The sequence below is a fragment of the Bacillus cereus group sp. N8 genome (assembly GCF_016483685.1).
In the GTDB taxonomy this organism is placed as follows: domain Bacteria; phylum Bacillota; class Bacilli; order Bacillales; family Bacillaceae_G; genus Bacillus_A; species Bacillus_A proteolyticus.
Genome location: NZ_JAEHBK010000013.1, coordinates 57,448 through 78,424, shown reverse-complemented (window position 1 = coordinate 78,424; position 20,977 = coordinate 57,448). Strand labels below are relative to the sequence as shown.

The window sequence follows — 20,977 nt, the reverse complement described above, 5'->3', positions numbered from 1 at the left end:
ATTCAGTCAAATAATCTTGACCGAGTAATTTAATTTGAGGAGTTGATCATTTTGAAGCCCATGTTAACACTAACTACTTATAGCCAACTAAAAGCAATAAGCGATCCACTACGTGTCGAAATGATGATGCGTCTATGCGAACGTCCTTATACGGGACAACTACTATCTGAGAAATTCGGCATTTCAAGGGCGAAAATTCATTATCATTTAAAAGAATTAGAGAAAAATGGTTTTATAGAAATCGTTTATACAGAAGAAAAGAATGGCATCGTTCAAAAATTTTATCAATCTGTCGCTAAAGGCTTCACCCCTGCCGCAGATCTATTACCTCATTTAGAATTATTAAGCGAATCAGGTCGCCAAATCTTTTTACAAATGACGGAAATGACGAAAGGCCATATTCTCGCTGCACCAGAAGAAGCTTTTACATTACGAAAAGTAAGTGAAAATCCAGCTGAGTGGAATTACGTTTCATCCTGCTGGGAGTTTGATGCCACGCCAGACCAATTTCAAGTGTGGGTGAAAAAGTTTTATGAATTGATGGCTGAATTAAACGAGATCACAAAAGACGCGGAGAAAGATCCAAATAGTAAATCTTATTACATTTCTACTACTGCACTACAAATCGACGAACGAGCAATGCAGCGATTTGTAAAAAAAGAAGAAAAATCGTAATACGATTTTTTTTACATCAACGGTCAATTTTATTTTACTGATTAAATTTATTTCAAAGGAGTAGATAAAGTGGACATATTAAAAAACCGGAATTTCCTCTTACTATTTTTAGGGAGAATTTTTACAAACATCGGAGATAGCTTATATTATGTAGCAGCGATGTGGCTCGTATATAAACTGAGTGGTAATCCTTTTTACTCTGGATTAGCAGGTTTTCTTACGTTATTACCTTCTGCACTTCAATTTCTTACTGGTCCATTCGTTGATAGATGGTCAATTAAAAACACCCTCGTTATCACACAAGTTTTGCAATGCATTCTTATATTAATCATTCCTATTAACAGTCCAACTACTACTCATCATTATGCCAATCGTAGCCTTTATCGAACAATTCGCCTATCCCGCACAATCAAAAGCTTTACCACTTCTACTGAATAAAACACAATTATTAAAAGGAAACTCACTCTTTTCATTTGCGTATCAAGGCATTGATTTAATTTGTACGACTCTTTCTGGAATATTAGTAGCACTATTTGGCGCAATTACTTTATATGTAATCGACTCCTTTACATTCGCGATTACTGCCCTTTTGTTCTTTTCATTAAAAATGCCAAAGCAAGCAGAAACCAATACATCACTTTCAACTAAACAATATTTCTCTGATTTAAAAGAGGGGTTTTCGATCGTCTTCCGTTCATTAATGGGCGTATTCTTAATTGGTTCAGTTGTTGCCAATTTTTCAATCGGTATGACGATGGCCATACTCCCTTCTTTCGCTGATTCTTTAGGAGGCGTGAAATCATATGGCTTCTTCTTAGCTGCTATATCAGCAGGTAGTTTAATTGGAGCAGTATTCAGTTCATGGGTTGGCAAACGTAACGTTGGCCGTGTCTCTATTATTGGCTTTGCGACTGGTGCTATCTTTTGGTTTCTCTCTACGGTTGTACCGTTTCAATGGTTGTCTATTTTTTATTCGGCCTAGCTTGGGTACCGATTGGTGCAACCAACATATTATTTGCGACAATTAGTCAAATTGTAATTCCAAATCAATATATTGGACGCATCAACTCAGTTATGCGAAGTATGGGCACAATTGCGATGCCATTTGGTTCTTTAATTGGCGGATACACCGCAAATGTATTTAGTAGCCAACTCATTTTCGCACTCGCTAGCATTGGGATTTTCTTCATTTCTCTCGTATGGCTACTTCATCCGAAATTACGAGCATTGCCGAAAGCTGAAGAAATTACAGCGGATACTTTTGGTATTCGGTTTAAGGTTAAGGAAGAACGGGTGAAAGATACCGCTTTATAGCAGAAAGAAAATATTATCTAATCCAATGTGTAGAGATAAAATTATTTAATTTTATGCTATGTTAAAGTTCAATGTTTATTTTCAAAGTTGTTCCAAATTAGCTGCGGCAATCTTTTTTTGTGCATATGCTATTAAATTTAGGAGAAATCTTGTAACTTCTGTCATCTTATTTACTTCAGCAGTTATATGTATTTTTCTATCCATCCTGGCAATATTTAAGTGATTAACGTGACGTTAGTTCAATAAGCCAATGTATAATAAACGCTCAGAGCTTTTATGCCCTGAGCAATTTTAATGCCAATTATTATGTATCTTGTTAACTCGAAAGCTAATTTTATTATTTATCCGCAAATTGCGGTTTTGTACTTCAAAACCGAACCTATTATCTTATGATAAGCGAGTTTTTGTTTATCATAATCAACCTTTATCTTTAACATAGCCTAATTTTAAGAGCATAACCCCGTTCTAAATTTAGAACGGGGTTATGTTTGGATGTAAGTTTTATTCAATAATAACGCTCTTTAATAGAACGAACTAGAATGTTCAATCAACGATTTGCTGGCCAAGACCCCTGCATTTTCCTTAATTGAATAATTTGGCCCGTATGATAAGCATCATGAAACATGATGTCCAGTAATTTCCCCTCAAGTGAATTTTGTTCCAGCTCTTTTTCGGAAATTGCACTCAACACCTGTCTTAAATTACGTTGAGCATTTTCAGAACGGTCAACGACTTCCTTCCATTCCTTATCATCATTAGATTGATTGGTAAGATTGAAGGTTTCATCGCCGTCGAGATTATGCTTCCATTCACGGCCTTCCAAGTTTGCCGCAAGTCTCTCTTTATAATAAATGAGATGATTAACATTCTCCCAAATGGTATTCGTTTCCTCTCCAGATGGTTTCCAAATAGCCTGTTCGGCTGTAAGTCCTTCTATAGCATGTTTAAACGGTGCATACCAACTCTCTTTATCGAATGTTGAATCTAATGCGTTTAAAAACAAGTCAACTCGTTTCAAAGTAATCTCCTCCCTAAATAGTTACAGTTCTCATCAAACCCTTATAACTCTGTAGAGATTCTATATTTTCAAATAAACTTCCTGCTAATCTTATTCCACAAACTAGTCCAATTATAAAATAGACTGACTCGCATTTTTTCACTTTACACGTAGACTAACGAATAAAAAAGAAGAGGCCTTTCCAAACAGCCTCTTCCCTTGCATTTATTTAGGGAGCTCAACCCGAACAGTCGTCCCTTCCCCTTTCGTACTAAATACGGAAACCGTCCCTTGATGCAGTTCCACAATCTTCTGCACAATCGATAATCCTAAACCACTACCTTCTACGTTTCTTGCTCTTGCTGTATCTACTTTGTAAAAACGATCAAATATACGGTCCATTTCTTCTCTTTCCATACCAATTCCGTTGTCTGATATAGAAATCATCACGCTTGACTCTAATTCTTCTACAACAAATTCAATCGTTCCGCCGTCGTTTGAAAACTTAATGCTATTCGTAAAGATGTTACTCCATACTTGATGAAGTAAATTTTCATCACCTTGTATTGTAATATCCGGCACATCAAATTCAACGGCGATATCTTTTTCACGCCATTTCCATTCAAGCATAAAAATAACGTCTTTAATTTGCTTTTGTAAGTGAAACTCTTTAATTTGTAGAACTTTCTCTTCTTTATCTAATGAAGCTAGCGTAAGTAACTGTTTACATAAACTAGACATTCGCTTACTTTCGCCCTCAATAATTCGTAAGTAATGATTTCTTTCTTCTTCACTCATCTTTTCTGTTTGCAATGTTTTCGAAAAACCTTGTATAGAAGAAAGCGGTGATTGAAATTCATGCGAGACGTTCGATACGAATTCCTGTCTCATTTCATCCAATTCTTTTATACTTTTCGTCATCTTTTGAAAGTTTGTAGATAACGTACCAATTTCATCTTTTCTTTTTACGTCCAATTCAATTTCATATTCACCACTCGCAATTTTTTGCGTAGCCTTCGTAAATTTACGAATTGGACGAACGATATAACCTGCTGCAATCGCTATAAAAATAATGCTTAATAACACGATAAAACCAAGTAATACCGCTAAGAAAATTCGCATCTCGCCAAATTGGTTTTGAATGTCAGGACGAATAAATAAAGCGTACTGTTTATCACCGTGCTGCACCGGTACACCGACACTATTTATTAATTCATTATCGAAAAAACCAGTAATAAATAGGCGGGTCGGATATGTGGAAACGCCATTAAATGTTTCGCCTTGCAATACTTTATGAACAGTATCATCACTAATTGTCGTCTTACGAAACGCATTACCGATACGTTTTCCATTCTTTTGGTCATCGACAATATAAATTTCATATCCTAATTTCGCAATTGACTGTAAATATGCCTCTTTATTCTCTTCACTTTGCTTTTCATATAATGATTTTACTTCCTCAGCATACATTAAAATCTTTTCACTATTGTACGGTTTTAACTTCACCTGATAATATACATTTGTTAATAAAAAGCCAATTATACTACTAAGTAGCATAATCCCAACCGTCATAAAAACAAATCTAGAATACAATGATTTCATCTTATTTCAACTCCAACTTATAACCGAGCCCGCGCACTGTTTTAATTTGAAAATCATCTGTTCGTTTTGAGAAACGGTCTCTCAGTCTCTTCACATGAACGTCGACTGTTCGTTCATCCCCTTCAAAATCCATTCCCCACACTAATTCAATTAGCTCTTCTCTTGAAAATGTTCTTCCAGGATAACTAGCAAGTTGTGATAATAATTCAAATTCCTTCAGCGGTAGTAAAATCGTTTGACCGTTACACTTTACTTCAACACCTTTACGATCAATTGTCGTTCCGTGAAGTGTAATAATGTCAGCGCTCAGCATTTGATAACGGCGTAATAAAGCTTTCATACGAAAAATCACTTCAGCTGGTTCAAACGGTTTTACAATATAATCATCCGTACCAGAAACGAACCCTTTTTCTTTATCGACTAGCTGATCTTTTGCAGTTAATAAAATCACCGGTATATCATGATACTTCCGGATTTCTTCACATAACGTATAGCCATCCACAAACGGCATCATAATGTCCACTATCGCAAGATGAATATTTTCCTTCTCTAACACGCCTTGCGCTACCTTTCCATCTTCCGCTTCAAAAACTTTAAACCCCTCTTTTTGTAAATGGTAATGTAATAACTCTCTAATATGCTTATCATCATCAGCTAATAAAATATGTATCATCTTCATTAAACCCTCTCTCGTTCATCCTTCTACATCCTTACATTAAGAAACAATTGTACTTTTTGCAAGAAAAAGAAAAACAATTACAGCATTAATTTTTTCATGGCAATGAGCTAAATTTTAAAATCCATTAAGTGAAATTATTGAGGTTATCAAAGATACTACGCATTAGAACCACAATACAGTACAACAGATTGTATGATAATGTAGCTTTGGAATAAAGGTTCATAAATAATACCTACAAGCCAATATTTTACGATAAATAAAAAGAATCCATTTTGAAATAGATTTTAAATAAACTAAACTAAGAAGAGGATATTACGTTCAATATATGAGCATATATCCTCTTTTCTTATAAACATTAGATTACTTATACAGATAATAAAAATAAAACTCTATATGTATACCGAATCCAGAAAAGTTTGTATAATTTAGATAACTAACGTATCTCGTAACGGAAAGCGTTGTGAGGTCTTTAGAATGAGCGTTAATTGCTTTAGGCGTACAGTGCTATGAGAGTACAAGAGGTTCTCATAGAGAATAACAACAAAGGATACATATTACTGGATCAAAAAGGATTCCCTGTAATAAATCATTTAGGAGGTGACGATTATTAATGAAACAACAAGAACGTATTATCTTTCGTGAGGTTCAGCGACCACAACAAATTTGGGTATGGATACTCATATTGGGGATTTCCGTACTGATGTGGTATGGATTCATTCAACAAATTATCCTTGATACCCCGTTTGGAGATAAACCAGCTCCCAATGGTGTGTTAATTGCTTTGTGGTTGTTTTTTGGGATTGCCTTTCCTGTATTAATGCTTGGGGTATTGAAGCTAATCATAGAGGTCCGTGAAAAAGGTCTTTATGTTCGTTTTGTTCCTTTTCATTTTCAATATAAACAGTACCTTTTCAAAAATATACATCACTATGAAAGCATTACTTACAGTCCACTAAAAAGATTCGGAGGATGGGGAATTCGTTTTAACCTTAAGGGTGAAACAGCCTATAATATAAATGGAAAGAAAGGTATTGAGTTAAAGTTGAAATATAATACAGTGGTACTCGGCACTCAAAAACCGGATGAATTAAAAAAAGCATTGGACTCGGCACAAAAAGCATAATGAAAATTAATCGTCAACAAACGGGCATCATTGTGGAATAAGAAAGGACATTACATATTTAGTCATATAAAATATATAATGTCCTTGAATTTATTTGTTTTTTTAAAATTTAGTTCTTGATAATTAAGTGATCAAAATAGATTCTCATATTTTCGCATTAAGATTATTTCAATAAAAAATATTGCTCATTTTCTGCCTTTTTAAAAACTATTTCTAATTCTTATTAAGCCTTAGAAATATCAACAAACCCTTCTCCAAACACATCACGAACATCGTGTATAGCGATGAACGCAGCCGGATCCGTAGTTTGAACAATCCGCTTTAGCTTCACTACTTCTTGCTTATTAATAACAATATAAAGAATTTCCTTCGGAGTTTTCGTGTAATAGCCATGACCTGAATACACAGTAACCCCTCTGCCCATTAAGGTAGTCACCTTCCCGGCAATTTCATTCGGGTTATCAGAAATAATCGTAATGGCCTTTTTCGGATTCAAACCTTCGATTACAAATTCCATTACTTTCGTTCCTACATATAGCATAATAATCGTCAGCATCAGCTTTTCTGCACCAATGATGAAATACGATGAAAAAGCAACGATTAAATCGAAAAACAGTAGACCGTAACTAATACTCCATCCTAAATACTTATGCGTCATTCTCGCTAAGATAGTAGTACCTGCTGTCGTTCCACCAACGCGAATGATGAGACCAATCCCGCATCCGATAAATATTCCACCGAAAATAGCATTTACGAGCATTTCATCAGAAGTAATCGTCCATCCTTCTGTCAAATGAAGAAATAGTGAGTTCGTAACTACAGCGATAATCGTATAAATTGTTGTGATCTTATTTAAAAATTTATAGCCGGCTATTAACAAAATCGCATTTAAAATTAGATTGACTAAACCTGGTGACCACTCAAATAAATAGTAGGTAATAATCGTGATACCTGTTACCCCACCCTCACCAAATTCATTCGGAATAACAAACAAATTGACACCTAACGCAAAAAGAAATGCACCAATAATAATAAAAATAATGTCTGTCGTTCTTTTTTTCATAAAGTACCTCACTTCTTATGTAAATATTTCTTCAGATATAAACTCTCACCATTATATCGTGGAATATTCAAATCGAACAGTGGTTTATTTTTATTTTAATATAGGTTGATAAATCAACTTTTTCCTATTTCCACATGTAATAAAAAAAAGATAACAACTGTATTTATTATGTGCTACAAATAAAATTTTGATTTCACATGCAATTCACGCTAAAAAATGAATAGGAACACCTACTCGCGCAAACTTCGAATAAAAACATCACGCAATCCAAAATTCTACGGTAAATAAAAAGAGACCATTTTGAAAAAAATTAATCCAAATACTTTCTTTTTGCTTGGTTAATCATTTCTCTTTATTTCTTCCGAGCAATGAACTCTTTTCTTCAAACAAAAAAACTCCATTGAATTTGCATACTTAGTATGCGAATTCAGGAGTTTTTTTCATTTACTACTATACGGATTTACTTCAAATGCATATAACTCATTTTTTATACCTTACTTTACTCATTCAAAATTAGCACGAGGTTCCTCTAACCCTTTCTTACTTCTCCAGTTAAATAAGCTTTCAGTCTTCGTTTGCTGCCCTGGTCTTACAAACAACATTGCCCCCATTGCAATAGCGGCCAAAATAGCAGCTACGATAAACATAGAAGGATAGCCATAACTTACAACTAAGTATCCAGTTAAAGTCGGGGCTAAGATTGTCGCGATATTAGCGATGAAATGCATAATTCCACTATATGTTCCTGAATAAGCAGGAGCTGTATCGACAATAATTGCCCAAAATAATGAACTCGGTAAAAAAGCAAACGCATTTCCAAGCGACATAAGCGCTAATACAGCTACATAATTGTCCATCGCGGGAATGAAACTAAAACAAATCGCTGTAAGTAATAAAGCAATAATCGGTAATCCTGTTCGAGCTAAACGAAGATTCCCTGTTTTACGTAAAATACGATCAGATAGCTTCGCCCCTAGCGGCAATGTTATACAAGCTCCAAGCCAAGGAATCATCCCAAGATACCAAAGGGAAGATAATTGAAAATGGAATACATCTTGCAAATATTTCGGTGTCCAAGTTAATATTAAAAAATTGATATATTGGAAACAAAAATATGCTATCGTAACCATAACGAATGTCGGAACTTTAAAAAAGGAGTACCATGGCTCTTTTGGAATTTCTTTCTCTGCTTTTACTGATTGAAGCACACCTTCCGTACTTCGTATTTCAGCTAGTTCTTCTTTTGTCACTCGTGGATGATCCTCAGGCATATTCGTAAAAGTAAAATACCAAATAATCGCCCATACAATCCCAATTGTACCAAGGATAAAAAACATTACTTTCCAACTAGTGAAAGATAGTAAGAAGACCGCTACAGGTGCAGTTAATACTGCTCCTAACGGAACGCCAACAAAACCAAGGGATGTTAGAAAAGCTCTTTCTTTTGGAGCTGCCCAGTTTGCTGCTGTCTTATTCGAAACCGCGAAAGATGGCCCTTCTGTTAATCCAAATAAAACGCGGAAGATAGCAAATCCTATTAAAGCAGACCCTCCAAAAACAGCAATCCCTATTTCTCCAGCAAAAGCGGTCGCAATTTCAAAAATAGACCAAGCGGTTGCTGCTATGATCCATACAAATTTCGGCCCCTTTTTATCTGAAAAAATACCTCCTAATAAAGAACCAATCATGTAACCGTAACCAAAATACCCTAATATAGCTCCCCACTCCTTCGGGTCAAAGCCATATTCTTTTATAATGAAAGACTGCGCATAAGCGATGGCCCCTCGATCAATATAATTCACCATCGTAATAAACGTGAGCATTGTAAAGACATAATAACGAAATTTATTCTTCATCAAAATCCCCACTCCCCCTCGTATTCTTTTGTTGTTCTCTCTAATCCTTTAATACAATGACATGAACCTTTCCAGGGCCATGAACTCCAAAAGCTAATTCCATCTCAATATCACCTGTCCGGCTAGGCCCAGTGATAAAATTAATACAGGCGGGTAATCCATTCAAAATCTGTTCATGAACTCTAGTTACCCCTTCTGTTAAACGTCTATAAATTGTATGTTCTGAGAGAATCGCAACATAAACTGCTGGCAAAACGCTAACTAAACGTCCACGTCCACCACCATTCCATAAAACAACTGTTCCAGTCTCAGCGAGTCCCATTTCGGCATATGTAATTCCCATATCCACTTGAGCTGCATAATCCCGTAGTTCTCTTTCACCTTCTTTACTTTGCCAAATTCGATGAGAAACGAAATTTCTTGTTAAATGCTTTCCTATTTCAAGCTGATGTAATCTATCATCATCCCAATACAACGCAGATTGAACATTAAATTTATGTACAACGTACTGAAGTGCACTCTCTATTTCTGAACGGTGTATATGACTTACTTCTGTATGTAAAGTATGCAAGTTTGCAATAAACTGCTCTATTAAACGTTCGTGATCTATCTCTTTAGGAAAGTGGCTGAGTGGATCATTTTTCCATCTGGGAGGAGTTACCCCCGAGCGACGTTCCCGGTTTAGTTTACGTGCGATATTGTTTAAAAAAGATTGTTGTACATCCGTATTCATATTATGAATCCCTCTTTTCTTTTTTCCACCAATCACGGAATGATTGTTTCGCAGGTTTTGGAAAATCTCTACTTTCTGTCCACCCTTTTAATGGGCCTGGGCCATTCGCAATATAGCCATCTTTTGCAAATATTGATAAACCTGTGTGTGCCATTTTAATAGCTTTCTCATAAACGAATGGATGACCCGCCATAAACGTGAAACCTTTAAAGGCCAGCTGCTCAAATTTCGTTATAAACCCTTGTTCCACCACATCTTTACGATGTTCAATGAGAAGGTCATGTAATGGAATTTTCACGGGGCAAACATCTGTACATGCTCCGCACAAACTTGATGCAAAAGGTAATTCTTTTAATTCTTCATATCCTTCTAATAAAGGAGCTAGTACTGCCCCAATTGGTCCGCTATAAACACTTCCATAAGCATGTCCCCCAATATTACGATACACAGGACAAACATTTACACAAGCTCCGCACCTTATACACTTTAATACTTCTTCATAAGCAGTTCCTAAAATATCAGAACGACCATTATCTAGAATAATTAAATGAAATTCTTCAGGTCCATCCATATCTTCATGTAAACGCGCCCCATTAATTCCAGTTACATAAGATGTAATCTTTTGGCCTGTAGCACTTCTTGTTAACATTGAAACGACTACATCAAGATCTTTCCACGTCGGAACAAGGCGTTCCATCCCCATAATCGCAATATGAACTTTTGGCAATGTCGTAGTAAGGCGAGCATTTCCCTCATTACTTATAAGAACAACTGATCCAGATTCCACTACCGCAAAGTTACAACCGGAAATACCAATATCAGCTTCTAAAAACTCTTTACGCAATTGCTCTCTAGCAAATTGTAGTAATTGATTCGTATCAACTGGGATCTTTCTTCCAGCTTCCTTAGAAAAAAGCTCTGCTACTTGTTCCTTTGTCTTATGAATGGCCGGAGCAATTAAATGGGATGGAGCTTCTCCAGCTAGTTGAATAATATACTCTCCAAGATCAGACTCTACTACTTTCACCCCTATCTCTTCTAAGTTTTTATTAAGGTGTATTTCTTCTGAAACCATGGACTTTGACTTAATTACTGATTTCGCTCCTTTTTTTCTTGCGATTTCAGAAACATAAGATACGGCATCTTCTGCTTTGAAAGCGAAATGAACATGCCCCCCCTTTTTTCGAACATTAGTAGCTAATTGTTCCAAATAACTATCTAAATTTTCAATTGTATGCATCCGAATTTCAGATGCTGCCTCACGCCATTCTTCAATATTCCCTAATTCATGTATAGCTTGTTCTCGTCCCATCCGAAGCCTATCTTGTGTAAATGGAACCGCACTTCTCATCTGCGGATTGTGCAACGCTTTATCTACTCTTTTCAAAAATCCTTGTTCCCCCGCCACACTCATTTATTCAGCCCCTTTGCCAGTACTTCTGCTACATGTAACACTTGAATATTTTTATTTTTCCTGCGCAATCTTCCTCCAATATTCATAAGACATCCCATATCTGCTCCAATTAAGAGATTTGCTTCTGCCGCCTCAATATGTTTTATTTTTTCATCAACCATCGTTTCAGAAATCGAGCTCATTTTTACTGCAAAAGTACCATCAAACCCGCAGCAATCTTGGCAATATGGTAATTCTTTTACATCTAGACCTTCTACTTGCGATAATAACTTCAGTGGTTCCTCTTTTATCCCGAGCGCACGACTCATATGACAAGATTGATGGAAAACAGCTTTCTCAACCAACTTAGATTTCCAATCACTTTTTCCAAGTACATTCACTAAAAAGTCCGTCAACTCATACGTTCTATCCGCTAAATGAACCGCTTTTTCATACCATTCACTATCATCTTTAAACATCTCTTTATAATAAAGATGAACCATGCTAGCACAAGAACCTGAAGGAGTCACAATATATTCACTATGTTCAAACGCTTTGATCATTTGCTTTGCTGCTAGTTTTGCTTCTTCTTGATATCCGCTATTGTAAGCTGGTTGCCCGCAACAAGTCTGTCCTTCAGGGAAATCTAGTTCCACTCCACATTGATTCATAATTTCTACGACACTCTTACCCACTTGAGGAAAAAACACATCTGATAAACAAGTAATAAATAACGAAACTTTCATAAAAATCCCCCCTCAAAGCGATACAATCTATTTTTAAGTTATTCCTTTTCTAAACATAATTTTAAATTTTTAGAATTTTCTATTTTTAAAACTTTTTGTTTATGATATCATGTGGGATATTATATGAAAACTATCTATAAGGTTGTTTTTGTATACAAAAATGGTATAGAAAGGGACTTTGACATGGATATAAGAAAACTTCGTTACTTTATTGTAATCGCTGAAGAAAAACAACTTACCCGCGCTGCCCACCGACTTCATATGGCACAGCCACCTCTAAGTAGGCAACTATCGCTACTAGAACAAGAATTATCAGTAAACTTATTTGAAAGAAACGATCGAAATATGCATTTGACTGAAGAAGGAAAAATTTTATATACGAAAGCCAAAAACATTATTCATCAATTAGAAGAAACCATTACGGAAATTAAAGATACCGGTGAAGGGCTAAGGGGCAATCTATCTATTGGAGCATTTCATTCTTGCATTCCTTTTCTCTCTGAAAAAATCCGCTATTTTCAAGATAACTATCCAAATGTGAACTTAAAAATATGGGAAGGTGGCCCTTTATACTTAATAGAGGAATTAGAAAAGCGATATATCGAACTTGCTATCTTGCGTACACCCTTTAATAAAGATGTTTTTTCTAGCATTTGTTTATCAAAGGAACCTTTCGTATTAGTCATGCCCGCTAAATGGGAACTATATCATTCACACCTCCCAATCCCTCTAACCGAATTAAGTCATATTCCCCTTTTACTTTTACATAAAGATAAAGAAAACAGCTATCATCAGCTCGTCATCGATGAATGCAAGCACCTTGGTATAAAATTAAACATAGCATGTGAATGTCCTGACTCAGCATTTATTCTTATGCTTATCATGACTGGAATCGGTGCCTCTATCTTGCCGAAAAGCGCTGTATCTCATATCCCGCAAGAATTTATAAAAATAGTAGATTTAATAGATTTCCCCTATCAGTCCGAATCATCGATTATATGGCTGAAGGATCGGAAGCTTTCTAAAAGAGCTCAACGATTTATAGAATGTACATGAATAAACCTTAGAAGTGTAGCGATAGATCTCTTCGCTTCTCCATCGCTATTACCTCGTTTATAAAATTATTTCTTCTATTATTATCATTGGACATGTTATATTTGCCGCTTATGTGAATACGAGAATGACTCATTAATCCTTCTAAAAAAAAACAAAGACGCGAAGTCATAGAAGAGACTTCGCGTCTTTGTTTTTTTAAAGCAATTTATATGAATGTAAACCCCCAGTAAAGTCTTTACCACAACCGTCACACCTCACTGCTTTCTATCCCATTTTCCTAAACAGACGTAGAACAATACCCCATCCTCAGTATTATTTTGAAAATAGAATGATCAAAACGGATTCACTTATCTTTCTCCATATATTCTTTAATCTTTCGTTCTTCCCACTCTTTTCCGAATATCCCAAATGGAAAAGTTGTCAATCCGTGTATAACGATACCAATCCCCCAACCTGCAAGTGGATATAAAAACCATAATTTACTTGAATCAGAGCTTATATTTATAAAAAAAAGCATTAAGTTCACTAGTATATAAACCGTTAAATGAATGTAAAACGCTTTTAAATTCTCCATTCTTTTTTTAGCCCGTAAATAAACCTCATCTCGCTCCACCCTTAAACACCTCTTTCATTATTGGATTTTTTAAACTCGCTCCGATCTAAACATCATATTCTAATAGAAAATCCCTTATTCTCAAAAAAACACAAAATAAAAAATACCCATCAAATTGTCATACTCATGATAATTTGATGGGTAATGCATGATACATTTAGTTTTTACATTAATTGTTTAGAGTAAATTGCAAATAACGACTTATACTCGCCTTATTAAGACCAAATCCAAACATCATCATTATTTTCAACGTTGCTCTTTACCTCATAAACCTTTTCAATATGATCCGTTGTGTTCCAGTTAATAGAACTTCCGCCCCAACCTACATACTTCATATCAATTTTCACTTTCTCACCCGTATTAAATACTTGTCCCTCCGTTAAGAAAACATCAATAATAACTTTCTTCCCGTTTAGCGATGGATACTCAACTACGACATATATAGTAACACCGTCTCCCTCATCTTCCATCGTTCCTACTTTTGATACCTCCCCAATTACATAATCAGGCGAACCGTCTTCTTTCATGTGCATACCTAACTTGTTTGATGTATTTTCAACTGCGGTTGCAACCATATATTCTGTAAAATTACGCATCATAGATCCAGTAGCTTTTACTTCATCTCCTACTTTCACGTTTGAAAGAGAATCTATATACACACTAACAGGTTCTTCGTATTGCTTAGATTTTACGACAATCACACCGTTATCTACTTCTACTACTCGTCCTTCTAACGTCGAGAAATTCGATTCAATAGAAGCTGCATTCGCTTTTGTTACTTCTAATCCTGGTAAATTCGTTCCTGATAATGCTGCAATTCCTAAAGCACCTGCTAAAATTGATTTTTTCATACCCATTATGAAACATCTCCATTCATGATGATTTTATTTGTTTGATTGGATACGCCCAACCTGTAACTGTTATAGTTACAGGTTATAAGAAATAGCGACCATCTTTCTCATGCAATGTTGCATACTGTACTTTTTAAATATAAAGCGGTTTCCCCTATATTCAGCACTACTGCTAAATTCTTGCATAACAGCAGGTAAACGGAATGATGATGAAGAAAATAATGTCATGCATCATATTTTTTCAATGCTACAGTTTGTATAATCGTAGTCCATTAAATTATGTAGGAGCGGAGTTAAAATGTTAATAAAACCAAACCGATTACAGCCAGGAGATATCGTGGCGACAGTAAGTCCTTCATGGGGCGGTGCAGGTGATTCTGAAATAAGATGGCGATATGAGCAAGGAGTAAAAAGATTAGAGGAAGTTTTTGGTCTTACGGTTACTCCCATGCCAAATAGCTTAAAAGGGTAGCGAATACCTTTATAACAATCCAGAGGCCCGTGCGGAAGATTTAATGACAGCATTTAAAGATACACGCGTGAAAGCAATTATTGTGAATATTGGCGGTGAAGATAGCATTCGCTTACTTCCCTATATAGATTTTAATGTGATACGTGAAAACCCGAAAATTTTTATGGGATACTCTGACGTTACTATTTCACATTTATTTTGTCATAAAGCAGGTCTTTCCTCTTTATACGGTCCGGCAATTTTGACCGACTTTGCCGAAAATGTAGAAATGGATCCATATACAATTGAAATGGTAAATCGAACTCTCTTTTCCAATGAAACGATTGGCGAGATTCAACCAGCTCATGAATGGACGAGTGAGCGTTTAGAATGGATTGAAATAAATAAGGATACAAGACGTACGATGCAGCAGAACAATGGATATGAGGTACTTCAAGGCTCTACCACTGTACAAGGGCGTTTAATTGGTGGTTGTATAGAAGTATTGGAATTTGCAAAAGGAACGGAGCTTTGGCCTGAGAAAAAACATTGGGAGGATAGTATTCTATTCTTTGAAACTTCTGAAGATCATCCAGAACCAAGTTATATAAAGTATTGGTTACGAAATTATGCAGCGCAAGGCATTCTGCAAAAAGCAAACGGTATCATCTTCGGTAAACCGAAAGATGAACAATATTATGAAGAGTATAAACATGAAATACTGCAAGTTATGAAGGAACATCATTTAGAAGATTTGCCGATTCTTTACAATTTAAATTTTGGCCATACTGAACCGAAGTTTATTTTACCTTACGGCGCGATGGCAGAAATTGATTGTGAAAATAGATCTTTCTCTATTTTGGAAAGTGGAGTGAAGTGAAACTTTAAATAAGTAGAGCCATAAGTTTTATAATTATGTTTTCCTGATCCTATTTTTCATTTTAGGGAGTATTTTATTTTGTTAGCTTGATAGCGATATGGCAGGACTCAAATAAATAAAAACACTCCTATGAGATATGACAGTGAATTGGTACTTTTTAAATGATATGGAGATTACTTATCTAATAATTAAGGGGGATTTACGTGTATGGAAGTAACATTTATAGTAAGTAAATGGGATGAAAAACTACTCGATGATACTAGAAAAGATTTCCCTATTAATATTGCCCATGTTGAATATGATATTGATGGCGAATTAAAAGGAAAAGCTTTTGTTGAATACTTATTATATTATTTAGACTCAAATATAAATGATGGTCACTTGGCTACTGCTAAAATTTCTGGATTTTTACACTTTGAAGGAATTTATAAGGGGCAACAAGGGACATTTACAGCTATAGAGCAAGGTATATTTGATAAAGGAAATTTAGATTCCCCAGGAACAATTATCAAAGCTACCGGTAACTTAGAAAGTCTGAGAGGATCCTATAATTATCAGTTTACAGGTCAAACTAGTAAACTGATTTTAGAGTTTGGATTTTAGCAAAATATCCTATGATTTAGTGGAAAGGACATTTCTTGTAATACTAGGAATGTCCTTTTTGTTGACGAGCTTATTCAACTATTTTCTAATAGTTAAGAAAAGAACAGAGTATATTACATAACGTCTTATTATCAGTATTCAACGATACATAAAATTTTCGTTATGGGGGGGGAATTAAAACTCTAAGCCTGAGAGGCATGCCCCCCCACTTATTCATTACTTTTCCTACCAATTAAAGAATAATCCCCGAAAAACTCCCCTTCATAACTTCTTTTTCAAGTTGATTCTTACATGTAAACATCGCAATAATTTTTGTGCGATTTTTTTCATCGGGCTCAAATTGTTCAATGGTTACATCACAACGAATGGTATCACCACTAAAAACAGGACGTAAAAATTCAAAATCCATCTTGCGAGCTAATACGTTATGATCACCACCGACTTTCGTAGGCAGTGTTGATGTTAAAAGTCCTTGTACAACAAATCGACCTTGTTCATCTGGCGTAACATGGTGGATTCCCTCATCCTTAGATACCTCTATAAATAAAACAACATCTTCTTTTGTAAAAGTTCGTTCAAAGGTGATTTTTTCGCCTACTTGCAATTTCATCGATACTCCTCCTCAAAAACACTTTTAAAATAAGAAAAACCGAAACTAAAAATTATTTCGGTTTTTCACTCTAAAGAAGTCTATTTATTTTAATGAATGTACAAACAACCCACTGCGCAGTTTCGGTTCAAACCACGTTGATTTTGGCGGCATAACTTCCCCTGCATCTGCGATTGCTAATAAATCATCCATTGACGTCGGATATAACGCGAATGCAGCTTTATATGCACCGCTGTTCACAAGACGTTCTAGTTCTTCTAGCCCGCGGATTCCACCGACAAAATCGATGCGTGAATCAGATCGCGGATCATGTATTTCAAGCACTTGGCTTAATAAATGATCTTGCAGGATAGATACATCTAAACCTCTAACGAGATCATTCGCATCAAATGTTTCCTCTTTCACAGTAAGCTTATACCACTTCTCGTTTATATACATGCCAAATGATTTTGGCTCATTTGGTTTATATGGAGAAACATTTGCTTCTTCTACATAAAAGTACTGCGCGATTTGCTTTAAAAACTGTTCTTCAGATAAGCCATTTAAATCTTTCACAACTCGGTTATAGTCCCAAATTGATAATTCATCGTGAGGGAATAAAACGGATAAGAAGAAGTTAAATTCCTCTTCTCCTGTGTAATTCGGATATTGTTCTCTTCGCATAAGTCCTACTTTTGCAGCTGATGCAGAGCGGTGATGTCCATCTGCAATATAAAGATTAGGAATATCTTCAAATGCGTTTACTAAATTCGCAATTACATCTTCATCTTCAATCTTCCAAGCAACATGCCTAACGCCATCTTCTGCTGTAAATGTATAGATTGGCGCATGTTCTTCTTTCCATCTTGCGATGATACGTTTCACATCTTCTTTTGTACGATACGTTAAAAAGATAGGACCCGTATTTGCATCACACACATCTACGTGGCGAATACGATCTAGCTCTTTTTCATGACGCGTTCTTTCATGTTTTTTAATTGTATCATCTTCATACTCGTCAATAGATGTACAAACGACAAGGCCTGATTGTGTTCGTCCTTGCATCGTCAGTTCATAAATGTATAGTGCTGGCTCTTCGTCTTGAATGAACACTTCTTCTTGTATAAATCGATTTAGATTTTCACCTGCTTTTTCATATACGCGATCATCGTATGGTGAAAGTGCCGGATCTAAATCGATTTCTGCTTTATCGACATGTAAAAAAGAATATAGATTCCCTTTTACAACTTCTCTTGCCTCTTCACTATTTAATACATCGTAAGGTAAAGCTGCAACTTGCACTGCTTTTTCTTCTACTGGACGAATAGCCCGAAACGGTCGGATTTTTGCCAAGTTCCTCTCTCCTTTACACAATCATTCGAACGGCTACAACACCTGTAATTTTGCTTATATTTTCTACAATATTCTCTTTTATTATATCATCAATTCCGTTATCAATATCAATCATTGTGTATGCCCAAGAATGTTTACTACGATTAATCATATCCGCAATATTAATATGATGTTCTGCTAAACATCCTGTAATTTGTCCTACCATGTTCGGAACGTTTTGATGCATTATTGTAATACGTTTCTTTCCTATATACGGCAGTTCGACGTTTGGATAGTTTACTGAATTACGAATATTTCCTGTCTCTAAATATTCACGTAATTGACGTGCTGCCATGACCGCACAATTTTCTTCCGATTCAGATGTAGATGCACCAAGGTGAGGCGTCGCTGTTACATTTTTCATCTTTATAACATTTTCATTCGGGAAGTCCGTTACGTAATGTGTAATAATATCTTCTTCTAACGCTTTTTGAAGAACCTTTTCATCCACAAGTTCCCCTCTAGAGAAATTGAATAGACGCATACCTTTTTTCATCTTCTCTACAGCGTGTTCACCAATAATTCCCTTCGTTTGATTCGTAAGAGGAATATGCAGTGTAATATAATCACATGTTGCAAAAATTTCATCTAAACTAAATGCTCTTTGTACATGTGTAGAAAGGCGCCAAGCTGTTTCAACTGAAATGTAAGGATCATATCCGACAACGTCCATCCCTAAAGCTAACGCATCGTTTGCAACTAAAGCACCGATTGCGCCAAGTCCAATAACCCCTAAACGTTTCCCTGCAATTTCTGATCCAACAAATTGTTTTTTTCCTGATTCAACTAGCTGAGGTACTTCTTCACCCTCTAAATTTTTCGTCCAGCTTACTCCATTAATAATATTACGTGAAGACATAATAAGGCTGGCGATAATGAGTTCCTTTACTGCATTGGCATTAGCTCCTGGTGTATTAAATACTACAATCCCTTTTTCTGTACATCGCTCGACAGGAATATTATTTACACCAGCACCAGCTCTTGCAATCGCCTTTAAGTCTTTTGAAAACTCTTCTTGATGTAAAGAATAGCTGCGAAGTAAAATGCCATCTGGGTATTCCATTCTATCCCCTACTTCATAACGCTCTCCGCCAAGAACTTGCAAACCTTTTTCTGCAATTTGATTTAACGTTTGAACACGAAACATATCCCCATCTCCCTATCTATTCTCAAGCTCAAATTCCTTCATATAATTCACTAATTGCTGCACACCGTGTGCTGGCATCGCATTGTAAATACTTGCACGCATACCACCTACTGAGCGATGTCCCTTTAGCGTAACGAAACCGCGTTCCTTCGCTTTTTGTAAAAACTGATTGTTAAGCTCCTCTGATGGTGTTGTAAACGGAATGTTCATAAGTGATCGATACGTAGGATCAACTGGTGAAGTAAACAATTTTGATGCATCTAAGAAATTGTAAAGAAGTGAAGATTTCATTCTATTTTGTTCTTCAATCGCAGATACTCCGCCTCGTTCTTTCAACCACTCTAGTACAAGTTTCGTTACGTAAATACTAAAGGATGGCGGTGTATTATATAGGGAGTTATTTTTACTGTAAGTTTCATAGTTTAACATTGTAGGACAAAAACGATCTGCCCCACCAATTAAATCTTTTTTTATAATTACAATCGTTAAGCCCGCTGGCCCTAAATTCTTTTGCGCACCCGCATATATAAGACCAAACTTCGTAACATCATATTGTTCTGATAAAATATTTGAGGACATATCCGCAACAAGCGGCACTCTTTCTAAATGTGGAATATCCACATATTTTGTCCCCTCAATTGTATTGTTCGTTGTAATATGTACATAATCTAGTTCTTCATCATTTGGTAAATCATCCATTTTAGGAATCGTAATAAACTTCTCTTTTGCAGAAGAAGCAATCACTTGTACTTCCCCTACTTTCTCGGCTTCTTGTAGCGCCTTTTTAGACCATGATCCAGTCAGTACGTACCCAGCTTTTTTATACGTACTCATTAAATTTAACGGTATCATTGAGAACTGTAATGACGCACCACCTTGTAAAAATAAAACTTCATACTCATCAGGAATGTTCATTAATTCACGAAGTAAGCTGCTCGCTTCATCAATAATACTTTGGAAATAAGAAGATCTATGGCTCATTTCCATAACAGACATGCCTGTCCCGTTATAATTTACAAGCTCCTTTTGCACTTTCTCTAAAACTGGCAAAGGGAGTATTGATGGTCCAGCTGAAAAATTATACACTCTCTCCATCACCCTAATAACCTCCCTATTTCTCATTCGATTATTTTTTAAACTTTCTGAATTATAACCTATATACAATATACGGTCAATTTGTTTTCCGTTATTATGGCGTAAGACGCAATGGAATC

At 35.8% G+C, this 20,977-nt stretch carries 18 protein-coding genes and 2 pseudogenes; 6 read left to right on the top strand and 14 right to left on the bottom strand.

Going from position 1 to position 20,977, the window contains the following annotated elements; genetic code table 11:
* The first annotated feature begins 51 nt into the window (after positions 1 to 51).
* Both JDS80_RS18885 and JDS80_RS18880 read left to right on the top strand, forming a co-directional pair.
* Positions 52 to 675, top strand: coding sequence for an ArsR/SmtB family transcription factor (locus JDS80_RS18885; protein ID WP_071746539.1), 624 nt, complete (start codon positions 52 to 54; stop codon positions 673 to 675).
* Positions 676 to 744: 69 nt separating this feature from the next.
* Positions 745 to 1,989: pseudogene (locus JDS80_RS18880) on the top strand (MFS transporter).
* A 547-nt stretch (positions 1,990 to 2,536) separates the two neighbouring features.
* Here JDS80_RS18880 and JDS80_RS18875 read toward each other — a convergent pair.
* The 3 genes from JDS80_RS18875 to JDS80_RS18865 form a co-directional block, all read right to left on the bottom strand.
* Positions 2,537 to 3,007 carry a DinB family protein gene (locus JDS80_RS18875; protein ID WP_199639671.1) on the bottom strand — a complete coding sequence of 157 codons (471 nt, stop codon included), beginning with the start codon at positions 3,005 to 3,007 and terminating at the stop codon, positions 2,537 to 2,539.
* A 204-nt stretch (positions 3,008 to 3,211) separates the two neighbouring features.
* The gene (locus JDS80_RS18870) at positions 3,212 to 4,588 is read right to left on the bottom strand and encodes a sensor histidine kinase (RefSeq protein WP_098889592.1); all 1,377 of its coding nucleotides are present in this window, start codon (positions 4,586 to 4,588) and stop codon (positions 3,212 to 3,214) included.
* A gap of 1 nt (position 4,589) precedes the next feature.
* On the bottom strand, positions 4,590 to 5,267 hold the full coding sequence (locus tag JDS80_RS18865) for a response regulator transcription factor (RefSeq protein ID WP_083596170.1): 678 nt from the start codon (positions 5,265 to 5,267) through the stop codon (positions 4,590 to 4,592).
* Between the two features lie 610 nt (positions 5,268 to 5,877).
* Between JDS80_RS18865 and JDS80_RS18860 the strand changes: the two genes are divergently transcribed.
* Positions 5,878 to 6,390 carry a DUF6141 family protein gene (locus JDS80_RS18860; RefSeq protein ID WP_199639669.1) on the top strand — a complete coding sequence of 171 codons (513 nt, stop codon included), beginning with the start codon at positions 5,878 to 5,880 and terminating at the stop codon, positions 6,388 to 6,390.
* Between the two features lie 223 nt (positions 6,391 to 6,613).
* Here JDS80_RS18860 and JDS80_RS18855 read toward each other — a convergent pair whose 3' ends face one another.
* From JDS80_RS18855 to JDS80_RS18835, 5 genes are all read right to left on the bottom strand, one after another.
* On the bottom strand, positions 6,614 to 7,453 hold the full coding sequence (locus JDS80_RS18855; RefSeq protein WP_071744206.1) for a YitT family protein: 840 nt from the start codon (positions 7,451 to 7,453) through the stop codon (positions 6,614 to 6,616).
* Positions 7,454 to 7,956: 503 nt separating this feature from the next.
* Entirely contained in the window at positions 7,957 to 9,309 is a 1,353-nt protein-coding gene (locus JDS80_RS18850) for an MFS transporter (protein ID WP_083596177.1), read from the bottom strand.
* Positions 9,310 to 9,349: 40 nt separating this feature from the next.
* Complete coding sequence (locus JDS80_RS18845; protein ID WP_199639667.1) at positions 9,350 to 10,042, bottom strand: LutC/YkgG family protein; 693 nt, start codon at positions 10,040 to 10,042, stop codon at positions 9,350 to 9,352.
* Position 10,043: 1 nt separating this feature from the next.
* Positions 10,044 to 11,456, bottom strand: coding sequence for a LutB/LldF family L-lactate oxidation iron-sulfur protein (locus JDS80_RS18840; RefSeq protein WP_199639666.1), 1,413 nt, complete (start codon positions 11,454 to 11,456; stop codon positions 10,044 to 10,046).
* Positions 11,453 to 12,181, bottom strand: coding sequence for a (Fe-S)-binding protein (locus JDS80_RS18835; protein WP_199639664.1), 729 nt, complete (start codon positions 12,179 to 12,181; stop codon positions 11,453 to 11,455). The genes JDS80_RS18840 and JDS80_RS18835 overlap by 4 nt, the downstream gene beginning before the upstream one ends.
* A 183-nt stretch (positions 12,182 to 12,364) precedes the next feature.
* Here JDS80_RS18835 and JDS80_RS18830 point away from each other — a divergent pair, with 183 nt between their 5' ends.
* Positions 12,365 to 13,237, top strand: coding sequence for a LysR family transcriptional regulator (locus JDS80_RS18830; protein WP_199639662.1), 873 nt, complete (start codon positions 12,365 to 12,367; stop codon positions 13,235 to 13,237).
* Between the two features lie 343 nt (positions 13,238 to 13,580).
* On the opposite strand, the gene JDS80_RS18825 is transcribed toward JDS80_RS18830, so the two are convergent.
* Together JDS80_RS18825 and JDS80_RS18820 are read right to left on the bottom strand one after the other, a co-directional pair.
* Positions 13,581 to 13,850 (bottom strand): 2TM domain-containing protein, encoded by a 270-nt coding sequence (locus JDS80_RS18825; protein ID WP_002120652.1) that lies wholly within the window; start codon positions 13,848 to 13,850, stop codon positions 13,581 to 13,583.
* 215 nt (positions 13,851 to 14,065) lie between these two features.
* A complete protein-coding gene (locus JDS80_RS18820) occupies positions 14,066 to 14,707 on the bottom strand; it encodes an ATP F0F1 synthase subunit alpha (protein ID WP_071744201.1) in 642 nt (213 codons plus the stop codon).
* Positions 14,708 to 14,999: 292 nt separating this feature from the next.
* Between JDS80_RS18820 and JDS80_RS18815 the strand changes: the two are divergent.
* Positions 15,000 to 16,032 (top strand): annotated as a pseudogene (locus tag JDS80_RS18815) (S66 family peptidase).
* A 207-nt stretch (positions 16,033 to 16,239) separates the two neighbouring features.
* Positions 16,240 to 16,635, top strand: coding sequence for a DUF3224 domain-containing protein (locus tag JDS80_RS18810; protein WP_199639660.1), 396 nt, complete (start codon positions 16,240 to 16,242; stop codon positions 16,633 to 16,635).
* A gap of 232 nt (positions 16,636 to 16,867) precedes the next feature.
* On the opposite strand, the gene JDS80_RS18805 is transcribed toward JDS80_RS18810, so the two are convergent.
* The 4 genes from JDS80_RS18805 to serC all read right to left on the bottom strand — a co-directional run bounded on the left by JDS80_RS18805 (position 16,868) and on the right by serC (position 20,858).
* Complete coding sequence (locus JDS80_RS18805; protein WP_199639658.1) at positions 16,868 to 17,245, bottom strand: hotdog family protein; 378 nt, start codon at positions 17,243 to 17,245, stop codon at positions 16,868 to 16,870.
* Positions 17,246 to 17,329: 84 nt separating this feature from the next.
* Entirely contained in the window at positions 17,330 to 18,577 is a 1,248-nt protein-coding gene (locus tag JDS80_RS18800) for a DUF1015 domain-containing protein (protein WP_199639656.1), read from the bottom strand.
* A gap of 13 nt (positions 18,578 to 18,590) precedes the next feature.
* Positions 18,591 to 19,763: a 3-phosphoglycerate dehydrogenase family protein gene (locus tag JDS80_RS18795; protein ID WP_071744196.1), complete on the bottom strand. Its 1,173-nt coding sequence runs from the start codon at positions 19,761 to 19,763 to the stop codon at positions 18,591 to 18,593.
* Between the two features lie 12 nt (positions 19,764 to 19,775).
* A complete protein-coding gene (gene serC / locus JDS80_RS18790; RefSeq protein WP_199639654.1) occupies positions 19,776 to 20,858 on the bottom strand; it encodes a 3-phosphoserine/phosphohydroxythreonine transaminase in 1,083 nt (360 codons plus the stop codon).
* Between the last annotated feature and the right edge of the window lie 119 nt (positions 20,859 to 20,977).